Annotated in this window: 14 protein-coding genes and 1 rRNA gene; 3 read left to right on the top strand and 12 right to left on the bottom strand. The window is 39.4% G+C overall.

Features of this window, described 5'->3' with window-relative positions; genetic code table 11:
- The 3 genes from RVY80_RS02660 to sfsA form a co-directional block, all read right to left on the bottom strand.
- Positions 1–329 (bottom strand): 16S ribosomal RNA (locus RVY80_RS02660); the annotation flags it as partial.
- Between the two features lie 726 nt (positions 330–1,055).
- Positions 1,056–3,536, bottom strand: a complete 2,481-nt coding sequence (gyrA, locus tag RVY80_RS02655; protein ID WP_317329566.1) for a DNA gyrase subunit A — start codon at positions 3,534–3,536, stop codon at positions 1,056–1,058.
- 733 nt (positions 3,537–4,269) lie between these two features.
- Positions 4,270–5,418: a DNA/RNA nuclease SfsA gene (gene sfsA / locus RVY80_RS02650; RefSeq protein ID WP_317329565.1), complete on the bottom strand. Its 1,149-nt coding sequence runs from the start codon at positions 5,416–5,418 to the stop codon at positions 4,270–4,272.
- 369 nt (positions 5,419–5,787) lie between these two features.
- Here sfsA and RVY80_RS02645 point away from each other — a divergent pair, with 369 nt between their 5' ends.
- The 3 genes from RVY80_RS02645 (at position 5,788) to RVY80_RS02635 (ending at position 7,805) form a co-directional block, all read left to right on the top strand.
- A complete protein-coding gene (locus RVY80_RS02645; protein ID WP_317329564.1) occupies positions 5,788–6,768 on the top strand; it encodes a DUF1858 domain-containing protein in 981 nt (326 codons plus the stop codon).
- Position 6,769: 1 nt separating this feature from the next.
- Entirely contained in the window at positions 6,770–7,435 is a 666-nt protein-coding gene (locus RVY80_RS02640) for a hypothetical protein (protein WP_310746442.1), read from the top strand.
- 82 nt (positions 7,436–7,517) lie between these two features.
- Positions 7,518–7,805 (top strand): cupin domain-containing protein, encoded by a 288-nt coding sequence (locus RVY80_RS02635; protein WP_295190218.1) that lies wholly within the window; start codon positions 7,518–7,520, stop codon positions 7,803–7,805.
- 177 nt (positions 7,806–7,982) lie between these two features.
- On the opposite strand, the gene RVY80_RS02630 is transcribed toward RVY80_RS02635, so the two are convergent.
- The 9 genes from RVY80_RS02630 to RVY80_RS02590 form a co-directional block, all read right to left on the bottom strand.
- Positions 7,983–8,432, bottom strand: coding sequence for an OmpH family outer membrane protein (locus tag RVY80_RS02630; protein WP_317329563.1), 450 nt, complete (start codon positions 8,430–8,432; stop codon positions 7,983–7,985).
- A gap of 249 nt (positions 8,433–8,681) precedes the next feature.
- Entirely contained in the window at positions 8,682–9,062 is a 381-nt protein-coding gene (locus RVY80_RS02625; protein ID WP_295190224.1) for a GerW family sporulation protein, read from the bottom strand.
- 79 nt (positions 9,063–9,141) lie between these two features.
- Complete coding sequence (locus RVY80_RS02620; RefSeq protein ID WP_317329562.1) at positions 9,142–10,167, bottom strand: hypothetical protein; 1,026 nt, start codon at positions 10,165–10,167, stop codon at positions 9,142–9,144.
- A 12-nt stretch (positions 10,168–10,179) separates the two neighbouring features.
- Entirely contained in the window at positions 10,180–10,758 is a 579-nt protein-coding gene (locus RVY80_RS02615; protein WP_295190292.1) for a cob(I)yrinic acid a,c-diamide adenosyltransferase, read from the bottom strand.
- Between the two features lie 181 nt (positions 10,759–10,939).
- Entirely contained in the window at positions 10,940–11,890 is a 951-nt protein-coding gene (locus tag RVY80_RS02610; protein WP_317329561.1) for a M23 family metallopeptidase, read from the bottom strand.
- Between the two features lie 14 nt (positions 11,891–11,904).
- A complete protein-coding gene (locus tag RVY80_RS02605; protein ID WP_295193960.1) occupies positions 11,905–12,426 on the bottom strand; it encodes a DUF4446 family protein in 522 nt (173 codons plus the stop codon).
- A 15-nt stretch (positions 12,427–12,441) separates the two neighbouring features.
- Positions 12,442–13,716 carry a [FeFe] hydrogenase H-cluster maturation GTPase HydF gene (gene hydF, locus RVY80_RS02600; protein ID WP_317329560.1) on the bottom strand — a complete coding sequence of 425 codons (1,275 nt, stop codon included), beginning with the start codon at positions 13,714–13,716 and terminating at the stop codon, positions 12,442–12,444.
- A 199-nt stretch (positions 13,717–13,915) separates the two neighbouring features.
- On the bottom strand, positions 13,916–14,857 hold the full coding sequence (locus tag RVY80_RS02595; protein ID WP_317329559.1) for a ParB/RepB/Spo0J family partition protein: 942 nt from the start codon (positions 14,855–14,857) through the stop codon (positions 13,916–13,918).
- Between the two features lies 1 nt (position 14,858).
- Positions 14,859–15,665: a ParA family protein gene (locus tag RVY80_RS02590; RefSeq protein WP_295190241.1), complete on the bottom strand. Its 807-nt coding sequence runs from the start codon at positions 15,663–15,665 to the stop codon at positions 14,859–14,861.
- Positions 15,666–15,826: the final 161 nt, after the last annotated feature.

Below are 15,826 nucleotides of genomic sequence, written 5' to 3'. Positions count from 1 at the left end.
CCGTTCATCCTCTCAGACCGGCTACTGATCATTGCCTTGGTGGGCCGTTACCCCTCCAACTAGCTAATCAGACGCAATCCCCTCCTTCAACGATAGCTTATAAATAGAGGCCACCTTTCATCGTATCTCGATGCCGAATTACGATCGTATGCGGTATTAGCAGTCGTTTCCAACTGTTGTCCCCCATTGAAGGGCAGGTTGATTACGCGTTACTCACCCGTTCGCCACTAAGATTGATAGGAGCAAGCTCCCATCGCTCTTCGTTCGACTTGCATGTGTTAAGCACGCCGCCAGCGTTCGTCCTGAGCCAGGATCAAACTCTCCAAGATATCTTGAAGCTATTCGAGTAGCTCATTTTTTGTTGTCGTTGCTGATAGCAACTTGAATTTTTTGGTTGGTTTCATTTAATGAAACCCGCACTCTGGCATATGTTCATTTCTTTCGAAATGATTACCTATCATTGTTCAGTTTTCAAAGATCTGCGCCGTGTTTTCAGCTTAGCGCTGCCAACTGGCGACTAGATTATAATATCACATCGACATGTTCATGTCAACACTTTTTATAATCTTTTTTCACTCAATTTTCATTAAGTGATTTTTGTTATGTCACAACGAGTTGTGCTTTAACAAAAAATATACAGTCTCTTTCAAGGCCGTATGTGTATTATAGTACATTGTCTTTACCTTTGCAAGACCTATTTTTTACAAATTTTACTATAGAATCTTTATAAATCAATATCCTGTAGATAATCGACGTTTATTCTCTATTCATCTACAGGATATTTAATCATAAAAGTTTAATAAAACATATGCGTTATATTCTCACACTACAAATGTCTCTATTATATATACACTTACAGCACTTTCTTACTGTATTATATATAGACTTATCACATCATACTGAGATACAGCTACTTCTTACAGAGTTTTACCTTGTTATAGTAGTATAAAAAAGAGAGTGCCACATTGGACACTCTCCTTTATTTACTATATAGCATTCTAATTCAAATCATGATAGTACAGTGATTACAATGCCAATTCGATTCTATATCTAGTCTAGAAATCTAATGTCTCTTGTTCACTTTCCATTTCTTCTGCTGGAATCACTGCAATGGAGGCAACTTTATCACCACTATCCAAATTTTGTGTTTTCACGCCAGAGATGGCTTTGCCTTTTTTAACAGCAATATCATTCATATTAAAGCGGATAATTTTACCTTGTTCAGAAATCAACATAATTTCATCACTATTTTTAACGATCTCTACAGCTACAACGTCTCCAGTTTTATCAGTGATTTTAAAGTTCTTAGAACCTTTGCCACCACGATTTTGTCTGCTATACGCAGCGGATTCATTACGTTTACCGAAGCCTTCTTCACTAATAGTAAATACTTGTACGTCTGTATCTTCGCTACCAATAATGCCTGCGCCCACAACCTCATCACCAGCATTTAATTTAATGCCACGCACGCCATGAGCAGCACGTTTTAATAAACGCGCATCATTTTCGTCAAAGCGAATAGCAATACCTTTTTTAGTACCAATTAATACATCATCTTGACCAGTGGTAACGTTAATGGAAATCAAACTGTCCCCTTCATCAAGATTAATAGCATTTAATCCACTGCGACGAATATTACGATACTCTTCAATAGCTGTACGTTTTACAACGCCATTGCGAGTGACCATGAACAAGTTCACATCAGCATGAATCTTTTCAAGATCAATCATAGTAGTTACACTTTCACCAACAGCGAGTGGTAATACATTAACCATGGCAGTACCGCGAGAATTACGGCTAGATGCCTCTGGTACTTCATAGGCTTTCAAACGATACGTACGACCTGTGGAAGTGAAGAACAACAATGTATTATGTGTGCGAACATGCATGATTTGGTGAACGTAATCGTCCTCTTTCGTCTTGATGCCCACAACGCCTACGCCACCTTTATGTTGGTTGCGGTATACATTGACGTTCATGCGTTTAATATACCCTTGTTTAGTCAAGGTAATTACCATTTCTTCGTCAGCGATGAGGTCTTCTACATCAAGGTCGGATGTATCAATAGTGATTTCGCTACGACGAGGGTCGCCGTATTTTTTCTTCATCTCTTCTAATTCGTCCTTGATAATTTGACGTTGACGCTCTTCGCTAGCTAGAATAGCTTTCAAATCTGCAATCAATGCTTGTAATCCCTTGTATTCATCTTCAATTTTGTCGCGTTCCAAACCTGTCAAACGGCGTAAACGCATGTCAAGGATGGCTACAGCTTGTTTTTCTGAAAGTTTGAATTTGTTCATCAACGCGTTTTTCGCGATTTCGTCAGTTTGAGAACTACGAATCGTAGCGATAACTTCGTCAATGTGGTCTAAGGCAATTAACAAACCTTCCAAAATATGAGCACGCGCTTCAGCTTTGTTCAATTCGAATTGCGTACGGCGTACGATAACGCCCAAACGATGATCCAAGTAATGAGACAATACTTGTTTCAATGTTAATACTTTCGGATGACCATCCACCAATGCAAGCATGATAACCCCGAAGGAATCTTGCAATTGTGTATGTTTATATAATTTGTTTAATACGATATCTGGTTGCACATCCGCACGAAGTTCGATAACAATGCGCATACCTTGGCGGTCACTTTCATCACGAAGAGCAGTAATACCGTCAATTACCTTGTCACGGCTAAGGTCAGCGATAGTTTCAATAACGCGAGCCTTGTTAACTTGGTAAGGAATTTCTGTAACAATGATTTTGTGTTTGCCCTTCGCCATTTCCTCAATGGTTGCACAAGCGCGCATTTTTACACTGCCACGGCCAGTTGTATAAGCCTTTTTGATGCCTTCGCGACCCAAGATCAATGCCCCTGTAGGGAAATCTGGACCTTTGATAGCTTTCATCAAATCCTCAACCTCAATAGCAGGATTATCGATGAGCATAATCAAGCCATCAGCAACCTCGTTCAAGTTATGAGGTGGAATGTTCGTCGCCATACCAACGGCAATACCGCTGGAACCATTAATCAACAGATTAGGGATTTTTGCTGGCAATACAGTTGGTTCTTGAAGGGATTCATCATAGTTCGGCATGAAATCAACAGTTTCCTTGTCGATATCCACCAACATCTCTTGGGTGATGCGAGCCATACGTACTTCTGTATAACGCATCGCAGCCGCTGAGTCACCATCGATGGAACCAAAGTTACCATGACCATCGACCATCAAGTAACGAGTATTAAAATCCTGCGCCAAACGCACAGTCGCATCATATACGGAACTATCACCATGTGGATGATATTTACCGAGAACGTCACCGACAATACGGGCGGATTTCTTGTATGGTTTATTTGGGGTCATACCCATTTCATGCATAGCGTACAAAATACGACGATGCACCGGCTTCAACCCATCACGAACATCTGGTAACGCACGCATAACAATTACGCTCATCGCATAATCGATATAGGCGTTCTTCATTTCTTTTTCAATCTGGACAGGCGTAATATTCCCATGACTCCAGGTCGTTTCTTCCACGTTCTCACCTCATTCTTAAAACATTTCATACTAATTCAGTCTCTATTATAGCAGTTTTCATGCCACTTTACCAACAAAATTTAAAATTTCGCCCTCTAACGCCCATCAATCCATTTTTTAGACATCCAATACCCACCATTCTAAAAAATCGCATTATTTCAGGCAAATTTAACGCAACCATGGTGAAAGTGCCGAAAACACTACATTTATCCTAATCACTAGTAAGCAAAAATAATCGTTGCTGTCCTTCAAATAATAGTTATATTAATATACCTCAGAGCAATGTTGACGTAGTCGTCAACGAGCGACAAGCCGTACATTACGCCCTACCTTCACAGCTACATCGTAGCAATGTTGGCAACGCCAACGAGCTGTCACGACTAAATTACACACCCCTCTCTAACACCTACGTAGCAAATTTAGTGCAACGCACTAAAGAGCGGAGCACCGTAAATCACATCCCACCTCTATACCAGAGCACAAACCGTGTAGGACCGTAATCATTCTTGGAACCTCTATGCAACTCGGTATGCATACCTGTACGGTCCCACCGCAACCCAGTCAGCCTCTACGTTTGATGTGATAGAAAACTCCCGTACAACGATGATGCGCTAAATAAACTAATATACTCTGGGGGCTAAACTGCGTGAAGAGGGATATATGTTGTCTGAGTCGAACTTTGAAGGTCCCCTTCAGTGAGACGAAGGCAATATATATCCCTCCCCCCCCATGTCTACTGATTAATTAGTTTATCTAGCGCATTCATACGGAAGTTTTCTATTATCATCATAAAACGTGGATCATGCACTGGGTTGCTATGTAGTCCGTACAAGTGGCTTCCGCAGTTGCAATCCGAACATCCAAAATGTCTTACCTCCCAATCGGCTATTGTACTCACCGCTCTCGCCAACTCGCACTCATAGTCCTCACTGGTCCGCACCGGCATCGCCGCCACAACTTCGCAAGCGCCACGGAAATAATCCAAATGCCAATGCATTTTCTTGCGCTTACGTTTATGGCGTTCCATGCGTTTCGTTAAATTGTCTTTCGCAGAACCGATGTACATGTAATAGCCCTTCTGGAAATGCATCATCCCTTTAGAACCAATCTCCATATCGGTGTCCGCATCAAGATGGAGCACCATAATATAATCACCTGCATCATGAGCCTCGCGGTCAAGTACAGCTGGCTCGTAGGCACATTCACCGACTACCTCTGGCATGGAGAAACTTTCATCCCAACGAAGGGACACTGCTTTCCAATCTAAATATAGGGCCACCTCTTTAAAGGTACGAGCAAACTCAAGATCTGTATGGTAATCTGGTAAAAACCATTTGGCTCTGTCCCATTGCACCAAGAACAATACGCCCGTGTGATAGCCTGCATCTTGGAGATGACGTAAATGCTCTAAATGTTTTCGCCCTCGCTCCGTAATAGCATCTGGGAACATGGCGCCAGTGTTGCTAAACAATGTACAAGATTTAACCTCCAATAGGAAATCATCACCATCGTCATTCGTTAATAACAAATCAAATCGACTCTTGCCCACCGTATACTCACGACGAACAACGCGCCAGTTTTCCCAACCAGGAATCAATTTATTTTCAATGAGGTATTGTGCCACATCATTGCTATAATTTGTGTCCAACATAATGACTTGTCCGTCACGCTCGATGCCAACGATGCGGTACGCTGTCTTTGCATCAGGTTTCGCATGAGGCACTGCATACATGATGACGCCAGGGAACAATAATTCCCACATGCGTCCTGGATTAGGTAAATGGGCCGCCACCTCTTGGCCATCTAATTCAATGTGCACCACAAATCGATTAGGCCGACGAACAAAGGTGCCTTTCAAAACTGTATCATATAAAACTTTCATAATCTTCCTCTATATTAATTCGGGCAGGGCCCACTCTTACATTTAGACTAGTTGACCAATTACTTTCACAATCAATAGTAAAACATACTATCAACTATGCATAAACCGTCACATTCACTGTGTCATTTCTATAGTATAATACATATATAGAAAAAATTTGAAATTCTTTTTGAAAGTGTAGCTATGGATACAACTTAATTCATGTGAAAGTTGTATACTAGGCACATAAGGTGATGAAATAACGATCACCTATTAATTCAAAATACATTCAAACATATAGGATACGTTTCACACAATAAGGAAACTAAGTAGTTCGGGGCTGCTTATACAGAGCACTGCTCCAAAGTGAAGACTCAAGAAAGGAACATCATGGCACAAATCGCAGCTAATTTACAACGTATTAAAAATGGCCAACACCGTTATGCAATTACCCCTCGTATTCCAGCAGGTTTCATTCAACCTGATCAATTACAAAAATATATCGATGTAGCGAACAAATTTGGGGCAGTTTTAAAATTAACTGGTAGCCAACGCATCATGATTACAAATCTTAAAGCAGAAGACGTAGATGCAGCATGGGCAATGCTTGGTATGGAACCAGCGTACTCCACATCTAATCGCGTGCGTAGCGTAAAAATCTGCCCAGGTACAACATTCTGTAAACGTGCAAAACAAGACAGCGTGCATTTAGGTATGCAATTGGAACGTAAATATATTTCCAAAGAAATGCCCTCCAAAATGAAAATGGGCGTGTCTGGTTGCCTTAACTCTTGTGCTGAATCTGCTATGAAAGACGTTGGGGTTATCGGTGGCGTTGATGGTTGGGATGTATACGCAGGTGGCAGCGGTGGCGCTCACCCTCGTATCGGCGACCTTATCGCTCACGTAGAAACTGAAAAAGAAGTTCTTGATTTAGTAGATCGCATCGTTGAATACTACAAAGCTAATGCACAAATCGAACGCATGGGCGAATTCATCGACCGCATCGGTTTAGATACTTTCAAAGCGGCAGTACTTGGCGATTTAGCAGACAATGCAGTATCCCCAATGGGCGCTGTATCCTCTAAACCAGCAGCAGCTGAGCCGGTTGTAAAATTACCAGGTCAAGGTAATGATCCATTGGTTGAGCCTGATCGTTTATCTGCAGGTCAACCTATTACTGAAAACACTATCATCCGTGATATTGTAGATACATATCCAAATGTAGTACCTGTATTACAAAGCATCGGCATGGGTTGCCTAGGTTGCCCATCCTCCACTGCAGAACCATTGTGGCAAGCAGCTGAGATTCACGGTGTCAACGTATACGATTTAGTTGAAAAATTAGAAACAGCACGTAAAGGAGCATAACATGTCAGCATTTCTTGGTCACATTCATTACTGGTTATACAAAAAAATCCAATTGTTAGCAGAACGCGAAAATCTAGTACTAGAAAAAACTCGCTCTGTTATCGATGACTTGGCAGATGAACTACACGAAATGTCTGTAGATACATACGGCTCCCCTATCGATCCCGCTACACCACTGGAGGATATTATCGACCACGGCAATATCCACGGTTGGTTACAAGGCCAAATCACAACAGCTTCCGTTCGCGAAGCAGCTTTCATCAAAGATTTATTAGATACAAATACTGGTGATGAAGGTGTTCAAGTAATCGCACAAATCCTTGATGCCTTCGCAACACAAGGCACAGCGTGCGGTACGGTGGGCAAGGATTCCCTACAAGGTGAAACAGCTGGCGATATCTACAATGCATTGCAAAACTTTTACGTAAATGGTATGCCTTGCGACGGTGGCGACCAAGTAGTGGCTGACGGCGACGACAAATACCAATGGGTTGGCGATCATCGTTTACAATCCGGTTACTGGCGCACAGCAGGTGTGGATCCTCAATTCATGAGTCTCGCGTACCAAACATGGTTCGAGTTCTTTGTGAAAGCAATTTCCTACAAATTCGAATTCGTTACCACAGAGGAAAACGGCACACGTTTATACAGCATTCAAGCTAAATAATAGATTTTAATTATTTTATGATATAACTACTGATTTCTATACTACAAACATTCATAAAATAATTCATACATGGAGGTGCACTATGAACGGCACAGTAAAAGAAGAACTCGGTTTATTATTCAAAGGGCCTAACTTCGTTATCGTGAAAAAAAGCGGCGTAGCTGGTAATCAAGTAGAAAAACATAATCACCCAGAAGCTAACGTAATCTTCACCGTAGTAAAAGGTAAAGTACAAGTCTTCTTAAACGAAACAGAAGAACATGTATTAGTGCCGGGCCAAGTATTGAACTTTAACGGCGATAACTACATTCAAGCAACATTATTAGAAGACAGCGAATTCGTTGTAAACCTAGTAACAAAACCAGAATAATACAGAAACATCAAAGGGTGAGGCCTAGGCCCCACCTTTTTTGTTTCACCTGTAAAAGGCGCTGGCTTATCAATTTTGCACGCTACGCAATGCAAAATTGATAAGCCAGCGCCCTTACTAGTCATATAGACGCAACAAAGCCCCGTGGTTTCCCACGGGGCTCTTATAATCCTTCAATTATTTCAAAGATGCAACTACGTCTGGAGTTACATTTTCAACTTTGCTGTTTGTGTCAGCAGCTTGGATAGCACCAAGATCATCAACTACTACATCAAGACCTTTAGCTACGCGAATAGCTTCGATTTTGCTGTGAATGGAATCCAACATAGGACCAGCAATTTTTTCAGCTTCTTCGTTTGCTTTTTTAATCAAAGGTACTACTTTAGCATCATATTGAGCTTTAGCTTTAGTTTTGTCTTGGATTTTATTAACCGCTTCCATTTCTTTTTCAATTTTTGGACGGTATTCGTTAGTTACGGCTTGCATTTTCATATCGATAGCACCATAACCAGGGTAGCTACTTACTACTTGATTCATATTCACTACACCAATATTAGCAGCACTTGCTACAGCTGTAACCATTACGCCTAACACTGCAAGTGTGGTAATTTTTTTCTTCAAATTCATCTCGAAATCCTCCTTAAAAGAGTTTAAACAACTCTAACACTATTCTTATATTATAACGCACATAAGACTATATATCAATCCACTAGTTATACACTTGTCTTGTACATAGAATAACAAGGGTTCATGAAATAACCATGAACCCTTGTTATCTAAGTGCTTACAAAAGTCTTACAATACCTATATCAAGAGCCATTGTATCAATCTGCACTATACTATATCACACCGCAGTATAACAACCGTCAGTGTCTATTATTGATTATTATCGTCATTTAAATAAATGTATTTGTCAGAGCGTAATTGAGAAATAACCTCTGGTACCAAACCAATTAGACGATCAAAGCTATTAGTGCTTGCACTACCTTTGATATTGAACAATTCAATACGTTCACCTTTAATAACTAAAATAGCAGTTGGTTCCATTTTGGCACCGCCGCCACCGCCACCACATTCGTGTTGTTTAGAATCACTGTGGTGGGTACCTGTACCAAAACCAAAGGTTACATCTACGAATGGCACCAATGTAGCATCGCCGATTGTTACAGCTTCGCCTACAACGGACTCAACCTTAATCATATTTTTAAATTTCTCAAATAGAGTTTCCAAGTTTTCTTTTACATTATTGCTATCCATAGTGTACCTCCACTAACTATAGTATATGTAATTCTAGTGTCCTCTCTAGAATTGATACTGTTATTATATCGTAAATTAATTAATCTTGCACCTGTAACTTCTTCTCTTGTAATCGTGCCGCTCGTCTTTCCTTTTGTTTCGTCCACAACACATGAATGACATCACTTAATAATGCACGTACCGGTTGTGAAAGTGCGAAACGAGTGCCATACCAAGCAAGAACTCCAAGAATAATACGTCCCTTAATATGACCACTGCCTTCGGCATGGAATTTCGCATATTCCAGCTCAATATCATCTATTTTTTCAGGCCAAATCGCATAAATAGCGCTAGCCAACATTCCTGTGCGGAACGGATCACCTAAGCCAAATCGGCCTTCAACAAACATATCCCGTGGTTTGGAATGTAAATAGGATCGTTTACCTATGAGCATCAATTGTTCCCACAAGGCCACATTCTTCACATGCTTAGCCCACCAAAACTTGTCGATACTAGATTTTGGTGCCTCTGTACTACTAGCCTTAACATCATCTGCGCCCTTGGCACTTTCACCAGATTGTGTATCATCAGTTTTCGCTTCGTCCACTGGGACTTCACGCATTACAGTTTCACCATGTTCATCGGTTTTATAAACCGTGTCCTGAACCTTGCCCTCTTTATCAAAGGTTACCTTTTCTACTAAGGGTTCCTTAACGGTTTTCTCCGTTCCAGTGTCAGACCTTTCATCAGTTTCATTCGTATGGTCTGTACCACCAACACCAGGTTCTGTAGCTTTGGCCTCGGATTTTACAGCATCCATTTCTTCCTCTGCCATAGATGCATTAAACTCTTGTTCTACCCGATGATTGAGCCAATCCTCATAGTCACGAATAGGGCCAATTCGTTGTTTTCCTAACAAATATACTTGTTTAAATAGTGGCTTGCCTTCTAAATATGCTAAATGCACAGACAGGACACGCCATAACCAGTTAACTTTAACTTCACCTTTATAAGGACTCCGCCCATTCACTTCAATAGCATAGGTTATAGGAGTCAATAATATAATGAGTATAATCGCAACTAGTAGAATCAATATAACGAGGGCAGCTATAGCAATACCGCTCATTACCGCACCTCCTTAGCTTTCAATACCCTTACGAGCCATAACACCTTGCATATAATAATGTTTGACTTCCTTCATTTCCGTTACTAGATCTGCTGCATCCAACAACTCCTGTGGGGCCCCACGGCCTGTAAAGACTAATTCTGTTTCAGGATTACGCGTATCTAACAAGGCCTGTGTTTTCTCCCAACTAATGAGTTCAAAGAATAATGCCATATTATATTCATCAAGGATAACTAAATCATAATCCCCAGATTGAATAGCCTCTAGTGCATGGTCATAACCTTTTTCAATGAGCGCTACATAATCCTTAGGGGGATTGCCCGCTTCAAATACGACTACTTCATCACCCCAACGAGCTAACTCATCTGGACTTTTCATACCTTTTTTAATAATGAAAAATGGTTTCCCCACCGTTTCCAGCGTCAAGTTTTCTATATTAGGTAACACATTGTGTTCACTATATACTTTAGACTTCATAAATTGCAAGAATAAAACCTTTTTGCCCGCCCCAATAGCGCGAATGGCTAAACCGATGGCCGCCGTTGTTTTACCCTTACCTTCTCCTGTATAAACTTGTACATAGGCTTTCATAATGATACCTCCGTTCATATACCTCTCATATACTTCTATTTTACATCATAATAGTAGAAAACGTATACTATTTTATTATCATTCTATGTTATATCTAATACTTAAAGTTCAAAAAAAGGATAGCCTTAAGGACTATCCTTTAATTATTTATACAGTTATTGCTTAGCTATTAGTTGGCAAATTAATCATTACTAATCGGCAAGAATACCATTGGATCCACAGCAGTACCATTAATATCTACTTCATAGTGAACGTGAGAGCCTGTACTTTTACCAGTGCTACCCATCAATGCAACTGCCTGACCTTGGTTAACATGCATACCTTCCGTAACAAGTACTACCGAATTATGACCATATTTTGTAACAAATCCATTACCGTGGTCGATTTCAACAAGATTACCATAACCACCGCTAGTAGGACCTGCAAATGTAACGGTACCTGCTGCTGTTGCTACGATTTGTGTAGCATAATCATCAGCAATATCAATACCTTCATGGAATGCAGAGGAACCATATACTGGGTCTGTACGATATCCGTAATTAGATGTGATAACGCCTTTCGATGGCCAAATACTTGGTGTCGTACTATTTGCCATCATTCCAGAACGAGTAGCAAAATTGATACTTTGAACCGCCGCGATATCTGCGCTAGCGCCGTCTTTTAAAATATTGCGCAATGTATAGAAACTAGCTAAACGTTTTTGCGCTTGTTTATCGATTTTAGACAACTTAGCAGACATTTGTGATGGCGTTAAATTCACATCACTTATGTCAGATAGAGCGGCTTGAGGCTTTTCCGATTCCCCACCTCCTTGAGATGGTTGACCAGACTCAGCACCTTTTACCATTTGTCGAATTTCTTGATCCAACGCATCCATCGTTTGAATCTTCTTATCCAACATTTGTGTTTTTTGTTGTAATAATTTTAATTGCTCAGTTTGCAACTGTGTTTGCTGACGTAATTGTATTAATTCAGCTTGACGTAATGCGCCCCAAATGCCTAATGCTAGTGAAAGCACCAACAAGGTACTAACTACACCAATTAGGATTTGTAATTGGCGTTTCGTCAGCGTAATTTTACAAAAGTCACCGTTGCTTTCAATTGCATGACTAATAAAAGCGGGCAATTTCAAAAACTTTCACTTCCTTATTTTACTACAGAAGCACTCACCAAGGCTTCTTCATTCGTTTTATCGCCTAAGGCTTCATTTAAACTTTCTAATTCTTCTTGAGATAAACTAGCTACGCTCTTGCCACGCACTATCGGTTTACTAAAAATTCGAGATTCACTACGACCATAAATACTGGAAATGCACACACCATTATTATTGCCATCTAACAATGTTAAGGCAAAGGAAAGATCATTACCAATATTTTCAAAGGCATTATATTTTACAAAACCAATTTTTTGTATTGTATTATTTTGTACAGTGCGAATAGTTTGTTGTTCATTAAACAAGGCTTCCAAATTTGCCGCTGCATCACGAATTTCTTTAACTTCAACAGATAGTTTACGTTCTAAACTTGTACCATCTTCGCCATCCATAAAGAACTTATATTTTTTCGTCAAACTGCTCACTTTAAAGTGAAGAATAACACAATATAAAAACATAAGAATGGTAAGACCAATTCCAAGAGCACCTAGCCATGGCTGAATTAAATCAAACATGCTATGTCGTCCTTTCTATTGTAACTCGTCCTTAAAAGGACTAACCGCTCGTTCAAGTATACCATGTAACATGGCAATTAGTATACCATAATTTACAATAGGAACCCCTTGAACTACAGCGACATCAATACGTCGAAGGACCTCTCTACGTGTGAGCATACAAGCACCACAATGAATGATAAAATCATAGTCTTCTACATGCTCTGGGAACGCACCACCACTAGTCCAAGTCATATCTAAGTCGGTGTATCCATTTTGCTTGAGCCACATAGGAATCTTTACGGTACCAATATCATCACATTGGCGACGATGAGTACAGCCCTCACTGATAAGTACTTTTGAGCCAGGTTTTAGATTCTTAATAGCATTTACGCCTAATACTAAATCTTTTAGTTTTCCCTTAAAGCGGGCCATCAATATAGAAAATGATGTTAGTGGGATTGTATCAGGAACTAATGCATTTACTTCCTCAAAAGCTTGTGAATCGGTGATAACTAATTTTGGTGGATTCTTTAAGGATAACAACAAAGCTGGAATCTCTTCGGTCTGTGTCACTAATGCCAAGCCCTTATAATCTAAAATCTCTCGGATTGCTTGTACCTGTGGCAAAATAAGACGTCCTTTCGGTGCAGCACTATCAATAGGACACACAAGGACGATTGTATCCCCTGGATTAACCAATCCAGATAATAAGGATTGATCTTCCTCTGCATCAAGAGGTGTTAATCCACCCAATAAATCTAACAATTCAAGGCGATTAGTAGAGCTTGTAAAATTACCAGAACCAATTACAGTAGCTAATGTATTTAATTCAGGATGTTGTGATACATATAACTCTGCAGAACGACTTAATGTAGATTCTTTACCCTTATGTATAGACTCTGACTCCAGACTTTCACCAGCACCAATTTCATTAATGAATACGGCTACTGGCAACTCTTGTAATTTCAATTCCTCAATCCATTTTTTATCGTCTTCGGTGAATGCTTCATCACTACGTAGAACATAAACAGCTAAGTTGATTTTTTTTATTAATTCATGTGTTTTTGCAATACGTAATTGACCCAATTGTGATGTATCATCAATCCCTGCTGTATCAGTAATCATCACCGGACCTAAGGGCAATATTTCCATAGCCTTGCTAACTGGATCAGTTGTAGTCCCTGCCACATCAGCCACTAAGGATACTGGTTGATCAGCTAACATATTAATCAGTGTAGATTTACCTGAATTGCATCGGCCAAAAAATCCAATATGGACTCGATTAGCCTTAGGTGTATTCATTGTCATAATATAACCTTTACTATATGTTTCTTAATGTCTCAATTCATATCTACAAAATCATTGTTATACTACTGCTAACATATAGGAAACACATATGCCTTTATAATAAATATACCCACACATAGTGTAACCAAATAAGATGAGTTATCTATGAACCATCTATAGTTAACTATGTATGGATACGTCATTGTATTCTAATATGATATTATACGCGGAACTCAATAGCCACATCATGATCTGGCACGGTATCTTCATGTGTATCATTCATGTAGGCAATCAAGCGTTCCAATTCTAATTCAGAACTAAAAGAAATTTCAATTTTCCCTTGTACCTTTTTACCAGCTCGTAATTTAATAGCTACTGGTGAGCCCAATTGTAACTTCAATTGTTCTGTAAGAGCTTTAATTTCAGCAGATTCTACTTTTTTCTGTCTGCTATTTTTTTGTGTAGATGTAGAAAGTGTTTTTACAAGGTTTTCTACTTGGCGAGCATTCAAATCACCATCTTTAATTTTTTCTACCGCTTCTAATTGAAGTGCTTCAGATTTTAAAGACAATAAAGGTCTAGCTTGACCTATGCTCAATTCCCCAACAGATAAATCATTACGAATGGCTTCCGGTAGTTTTAACAGACGAACCATGTTAGCCACATGGGATCGACTACGACCCAAACGAACAGCAATCACCTCTTGTGTTTGTTTGAAAGTATCCATCAACCTTTGATAGGCGAAGGCTTCTTCAATAGGGTCCAAGTCTTGACGTTGTAAATTTTCTACTAACGCAATTTCAGTCACTTCTTCAGTACTATAATCTTTGATGATAACAGGTACTTCCGTCATACCCAAACGAGTAGCTGCTCGAAAACGACGTTCGCCGGCTACAATTTGATATACATCACCTAGTTTACGAACTACGATGGGTTGGACGATACCATAATTTTTAATGGACTCCATTAATGTTACCAAACTATCCTCAGCAAAATTTTTACGAGGCTGATCTGGATTAGGCTCAATCAAATCTATAGATAATATCGTTTTATCCTTCTTATGTTTTGTGCCTACTACTTCTTCTACATTTTCGGCATTTCCCATTAAAGCCCCCAAGCCTTTACCAAGACCAGAGCCTTTTTTATTTGCACTACGAACCATATTATTCCTCTTGTTTCTTCTTATCTTTAGTTTTTTTACTTTGTTCCTTAGTATTCTTAGCCACTTCTTTTGCCAAGCTATTATATACAGCAGCACCTTTAGATTTAGGGTCATATACAATAACAGGCTCACCATAACTTGGAGCTTCGCTTAAACGTACATTTCTTGGAATAATTGTTTTATATACCTTTGTGCCAAAGAACTTCTTAACCTCTTCAGCTACTTGGATAGACAAATTAGTGCGACCATCAAACATGGTTAATAAAACACCTTCGATTTCAAGATCCTTATTAGATGTTTGTTGTACAATAGTAATGGTTTTTACTAGTTGGCTAACACCTTCTAATGCATAAAATTCACATTGAATAGGAATTAATGCACTATCTGCAGCTGTTAACGCATTCAATGTAAGCAACCCCAAAGATGGAGGACAATCAATGATAATAAAGTCATACTCCTTCTTAATTGATTTAAGTGCTTTTTTCAAAATTGTTTCACGTGAAACAATTCCAACTAATTCCACTTCAGCCCCTGCCAATTGAATAGTTGCAGGTGCTACAAATAAATTTTTAAGCATTGTTAGTTGAATAATATTAGCAATATCTTCGCCATCAATCAACACATCATAAATGCAGGATTCTAAACTATCTTTATCAATACCCAATCCACTACTAGCATTCCCCTGTGGATCAAGATCTAACATAAGCACTTTTTTACCAGATTTTGCCAAGCATGCACTTAAATTTACAGATGTAGTTGTTTTACCAACGCCACCTTTTTGATTCGTGATGGCTATAACTTTGCCCACTATATTCACCTCTATTTTGTAATTAATGTCTTATTTATTATAGCATATGTTTCTACTAAAAATAACAAGACATCATGTAATTTTAGTAAAATATGGGATTCTTTTCTGATAAACATAAAACTATCTTAGAGAATTCCCTACATATCCTTATTTTCTAGCTT

The organism is Veillonella absiana, assembly GCF_032970865.1.
GTDB classification, from domain to species: Bacteria; Bacillota; Negativicutes; order Veillonellales; family Veillonellaceae; genus Veillonella; species Veillonella absiana.
This window is presented reverse-complemented; position numbering and strand designations above follow the sequence as displayed.

Excerpts from the sequence above, each read along its gene's own strand:
- sfsA (WP_317329565.1), bottom strand. The coding sequence starts at position 5,418 with ATGAAAGTTTTATATGATACAGTTTTGAAAGGCACCTTTGTTCGTCGG.
- RVY80_RS02645 (WP_317329564.1), top strand. The coding sequence starts at position 5,788 with ATGGCACAAATCGCAGCTAATTTACAACGTATTAAAAATGGCCAACAC.
- RVY80_RS02640 (WP_310746442.1), top strand. The coding sequence starts at position 6,770 with ATGTCAGCATTTCTTGGTCACATTCATTACTGGTTATACAAAAAAATC.
- RVY80_RS02635 (WP_295190218.1), top strand. The coding sequence starts at position 7,518 with ATGAACGGCACAGTAAAAGAAGAACTCGGTTTATTATTCAAAGGGCCT.
- RVY80_RS02630 (WP_317329563.1), bottom strand. The coding sequence starts at position 8,432 with ATGAATTTGAAGAAAAAAATTACCACACTTGCAGTGTTAGGCGTAATG.
- RVY80_RS02625 (WP_295190224.1), bottom strand. The coding sequence starts at position 9,062 with ATGGATAGCAATAATGTAAAAGAAAACTTGGAAACTCTATTTGAGAAA.
- RVY80_RS02620 (WP_317329562.1), bottom strand. The coding sequence starts at position 10,167 with ATGAGCGGTATTGCTATAGCTGCCCTCGTTATATTGATTCTACTAGTT.
- RVY80_RS02615 (WP_295190292.1), bottom strand. The coding sequence starts at position 10,758 with ATGAAAGCCTATGTACAAGTTTATACAGGAGAAGGTAAGGGTAAAACA.
- RVY80_RS02605 (WP_295193960.1), bottom strand. The coding sequence starts at position 12,426 with ATGTTTGATTTAATTCAGCCATGGCTAGGTGCTCTTGGAATTGGTCTT.
- hydF (WP_317329560.1), bottom strand. The coding sequence starts at position 13,716 with ATGACAATGAATACACCTAAGGCTAATCGAGTCCATATTGGATTTTTT.
- RVY80_RS02595 (WP_317329559.1), bottom strand. The coding sequence starts at position 14,857 with ATGGTTCGTAGTGCAAATAAAAAAGGCTCTGGTCTTGGTAAAGGCTTG.